This is a genomic window from Neisseria sp. P0018.S001 (genome assembly GCF_051957355.1).
GTDB classification, from domain to species: domain Bacteria; phylum Pseudomonadota; class Gammaproteobacteria; order Burkholderiales; family Neisseriaceae; genus Neisseria; species Neisseria subflava_A.
Map to the genome: position 1 here is coordinate 1 of NZ_JBQCWN010000029.1, position 4,534 is coordinate 4,534.

General features: G+C 49.0%; 3 protein-coding genes and 2 pseudogenes. 4 read left to right on the top strand and 1 reads right to left on the bottom strand.

Annotation, left to right across the window (positions count from 1 at the left end):
* Positions 1-265: transposase (locus ACTHTJ_RS10545; RefSeq protein WP_440360951.1), on the bottom strand; the 265-nt coding region annotated here is incomplete at its 3' end.
* 870 nt (positions 266-1,135) lie between these two features.
* Between ACTHTJ_RS10545 and ACTHTJ_RS10550 the strand changes: the two genes are divergently transcribed.
* From ACTHTJ_RS10550 to mafB, 4 genes and pseudogenes are all read left to right on the top strand, one after another.
* Complete coding sequence (locus ACTHTJ_RS10550) at positions 1,136-1,486, top strand: helix-turn-helix domain-containing protein (protein ID WP_070583436.1); 351 nt, start codon at positions 1,136-1,138, stop codon at positions 1,484-1,486.
* Positions 1,390-2,286: an IS3 family transposase gene (locus ACTHTJ_RS10555; RefSeq protein ID WP_107867345.1), complete on the top strand. Its 897-nt coding sequence runs from the start codon at positions 1,390-1,392 to the stop codon at positions 2,284-2,286. The genes ACTHTJ_RS10550 and ACTHTJ_RS10555 overlap by 97 nt, the downstream gene beginning before the upstream one ends.
* Positions 2,287-2,474: 188 nt before the next feature.
* Positions 2,475-3,424, top strand: a pseudogene (locus ACTHTJ_RS10560) (adhesin).
* A 12-nt stretch (positions 3,425-3,436) separates the two neighbouring features.
* A pseudogene (gene mafB, locus ACTHTJ_RS10565) lies at positions 3,437-4,534 on the top strand (polymorphic toxin MafB class 2); the annotation flags it as partial.

Here is a 4,534-nt window from a genome sequence, read left to right on the forward strand (position 1 = left end):
GGTTGAAATCGATGCGGGTGATGAGGCTGTGTTCGAGTTCGGGATTGGAGAGGCTGTGCCATTGTCCGAGCAGGACGGCTTTGAACATGGACAACAGGGGATAGGCGGGACGGCCGCGGTGGTCTCGAAGGTAACGGGTTCTTTGACGGTTCAGGTACTGTTCGATCGGTTGCCAATCAATCACTTGATCCAACTTCAATAGCGGGAAGCGGTCGATGTGTTTGGCAATCATGGCTTGGGCGGTTTGCCGGAAGAAGGTGGTCATGAAAAATCCCCTAAATGTCTTGGTGGGAATTTAGGGGATTTTTTGGGGGGATTTTGCAAAGGTCTCAGCCAGTATATCTACCTTTATAAGTTGATAATAATTACAGAATATACAATGCAACCAGGCAATAAGGTATGTGGAAATAAAAAGGCTCAACGAATTCACTTTTAACAGATAAAATAGTTGTATCAGCAATCAAATAAATCATGACAATTGGTTTGATATGATATCTGTGATAATGCTGCTGGTAAAGGGGGAAGGATTGACGGGAAGAAGGCCGTCTTAGAGATTGAATTTGGGTGATTCAAAATCTTTGTCCGTCCTATTCCAGCCTGCTATCAGTGATAGAGTGACAGTCTGTGAGTTGAAGGTACTTGGTATCGTACTAAGACTTCCTGCTCTCTACCCTATTCCACTAACCAATAATTAAGTGGTAGAGGTACAGCCAAATTTCTCTTAAAACCTATTGATTTCATACTAAAAATTGGAGTACTATGAGCACACTCTCTAGAGTATCATTGATTCTCATTTGACATATAGGAACAATAAGCGGAATTTGTAGAAGAATAGGAAAAAGGAAAATAATTTATATTATGTTAAATTCATAAAGTAACATTTAAGCCTGATAACTCCAGTTTCTCTTAATTCTACAATCCCTTACAATATTCAAAAACAAAGGTCGTCAAAATTTTTGACGGCCTTTGTTTTTACACGGTATCAAAATCAATCCAATTTAATATTGTGGCGGATTCGCATTTGAAGTGCAACTTTCCCTAACAGAAAAAGGCCAGTATGCTACCGCATACTGGCCTTGAACTGCACCCCAAAAGTTGGACACATCCCCTCCAACTCACAAGGTGCAGTTTTTTTATGAGCAAATATACATTACACTTCAAATACCAAGCCGTACTCTACTACCTGCATATACGCAGCCAACAGCGTACCGCAGACCACTACGGCATCTCCCGAACCCACCTGCGACGATGGATACGCGCCTATCAAGAAGGCGGCATCGGCGCACTCGAACATCCCCAATCCAAAACCATGACCGACCACCGCAAAAAACCCTTCATCGCCGACAAACCCGACCACGAAAAAACACAGGCAGAGCTTATCGAAGAGTTGTGCTATATGCGCGCAGAGGTCGCCTACCTAAAGGAGTTAAAAGCCCTCAGCCAAAAGCGGACCGAAAAGGACAAAGCCAAACCGTCCAAACACTGAGGGCGCAACACCCGCTCAAATACCTGCTGCACATCGCAAACCTGCCCAAAAGCAGCTTTTACTACCACCACCAAGACCGACCCGACCCCGACGCAGCCGACAAAGCCCTCCTTATCGAAACCTACCGGCGGCATAAAGGACGCTACGGGCAAAGGCGCATTGCCGCAGCATTGGATTGGAACCGCAAAAAAGCAGCTCGGTTGATGAAACAGATGGGGCTGAAAGCCAAAATACGGGAGAAAAAAGCCTACCGCCATCCCGCCATGGGCGAAATATCGGAACACCTCCTCAAACGTCTATTCACAGCCAAAAAGCCCAACGAAAAATGGCTGACCGACGTGACCGAACTCAAAGGAAAGGACCGCAAACTGTACCTCTCGCCGATCTTGGACTTGTTCAACCGAGAAATCGTCGCCTATGCCATGAGCCGCAATGCTAACAGCGAAATGGTGAAGGAAATGCTCGAAAAAGCCGCACCCCGGCTGACTGATAAAGGAACGATGCTTCATTCCGACCAAGGTGTGCTGTACCGTACGGCGGGATATAGGGAATTGCTGGCGGAGCATTCCATGGTTCAAAGCATGTCGCGAAAGGCGAATTGTTGGGACAATGCGCCGATGGAAAGCTTCTTTGCGGTGTTGAAGACGGAGTGTTTCTATAACGCAGGAGAATTGACGGTGGATGAATTGATGAAGCAGATAGATGACTATATGGATTACTACAACCGGGAGCGTTGCAGTCTGAAATTGAAAAAGCTGAGTCCTGTCGCATACAGAACCCAGCTTGCACAGAGCGCCTGAAAAGGCTTTTATGAGTGTCCAAGATTTGGGGGCCAGTTCAAAATTAATTTCTGCTTTCAGACGACCTTATCCGTTTGTCCTTCAAATATACCGTTTGTGTTGTTCTTTACATTTTTTGTTTAAATTTAAATTAAACTAAGGAAGGTTAACCAACCTCAGTTTTTTAATACGCAAATCTAAGGAACAACATGAAAATTCTTCTCTCTGCACTTACCCTATCCACCCTCCTGCTCACCGGCTGCGGTACACTGACCGGCATTCCTTCACACGGCGGCGGCAAACGCTTTGCCGTCGAACAAGAACTCGTCGCCGCCTCGTCCCGTGCCGCCGTCAAAGAAATGGATCTGTCTGCCCTGAAAGGCCGAAAGTCGCCCTTTACGTTTCTACCATGGGCGATCAAGGATCGGGCAACATTACCGGCGGACGCTACTCCATCGATGCATTGATTCGCGGCGGCTACCAAAACAACCCCGACAGCGCCACCCAATACAGCTATCCCACCTACGATACTACTGCCACTACCAAAGCTGATGCGCTCTCCAGCGTTACCACTTCCACATCGCTTTTGAACGCCCCCGCCGCCGCTCTGACTAAAAACAGCGGACGCAAAGGCGAACGGTCTGCCGGATTGTCTGTCAACGGCACGGGCGACTACCGCAACGAAACCCTGATTACCAATCCCCGCGACGTTTCCTTCCTGACCAACCTCGTCCAAACCATCTTCTACCTGCGCGGCATCGAAGTCGTGCCGCCCGAATACGCCGACACCGACGTATTCGTAACCGTCGACGTATTCGGCACCATCCGCAGCCGTACCGAACTGCACATCTACAACGCCGAAACCCTTAAAGCCCAAACCAAGCTCGAGTATTTCGCCGTTGACCGCAACAGCCGGAAACTGCTGATCAAACCTACCTCTGCCGCCTACGAATCCCAATACAAAGAAAAATACGCCCTTTGGACCGGCCCTTACAAAGTCAGCAAAACCGTCAAAGCTTCAGACGGCCTGATGGTCGATTTCTCCGACATCACCCCCTACGGCGACACAACCGCCCAAAACCGTCCCGACTTCAAACAAGGCAATGCCCAAAACCTTGATGTCAGCGACGAAGTCATCCGCCGCCGTGAAGGAGAATAAACCGTGAAACCGCTGCGCAGACTGACAAACCTCCTTGCCACCTGCGCCGTAACGGCGGCTGCCTTCGGGCAGCCCGCCCTCGCGGCGGAATTAGCGGGAGATCCGTTCATCAAACAGAATATCAATCGGGAAAATTTCGAGCCTGGCGGGAAATACCATCTTTTTGGCAGTAGGGGGGCTTTAGCTGAACGTACCGGCTCCATCGGTTTGGAAGGTATCCAAAGCAACCAAATGGGTAACCTGCTTATTCAACAAGCAACGATCAAAGGCAATCTTGGTTATACCGTCCGTTTTTCTGGACACGGACACGAAGTCCACTCTCCCTTCGACAATCATGCCAGCCGTTCTGCTTCAGACGAGCAGGGTAACCCTGTCAACGGATTTACCTTGTACAAACTCGAGTGGAGCGGACACGAACACCATCCTGCCGACGGATACGACGGACCTCAAGGCGGTGGCTATCCTGCTCCCAAAGGTGCGCGTGATATATACAGCTATGATGTAAAAGGTATCGCGCAAAACATCAGCCTGAACATAACGGACAATCGTAGTACACAACAGCGGCTAACTGATCGTTTTGACAATGCAGGCAGAATGCTGACGCAAGGCATAGGCGATGGCTACCGCAGGGCAACCGAATACAATCCCGCATTGAACAAATTAGGCAATGCCGCCGAAGCTATTAATGGTTCGGCAGACATCATTAAAAATGTCATCGGTGCAGCAGGCGAGATTATCGGAGCAGGCGATGCTGTACAAGGTATAGGCGCAGGCATAGACATTGCCACCATGCACGGTTTAGATCTGCTTTCCACCGAAAACAAAATTAAAGCTGTCAGCAATTTGGGTGGTTTGTCGCAATTCCAGAACAATGCCACAGAAACCGTCCGTGATTGGGCGGTCAGAAACCCGAATGTGGCACAAGGAGCAGAAGCACTTGGTAATATCGCCAAAGCGATTGTCCCTGTTACCAAAGGGGCGGAATATGCTCGAACCCGATACGACTGGGGTGGTATAGGTGCAAGCACCGTCAAACAGTCGCAGATGGGCGCAGTTGCATTGCCGAAAGGGAAAGCACCTGTCGGGGAAAATTTTTCCCAAGCCCAACAA

Bases quoted from the DNA above. Each gene is read 5' to 3' on its own strand.
- ACTHTJ_RS10550 (WP_070583436.1), top strand. From the start codon at position 1,136: ATGAGCAAATATACATTACACTTCAAATACCAAGCCGTACTCTACTAC.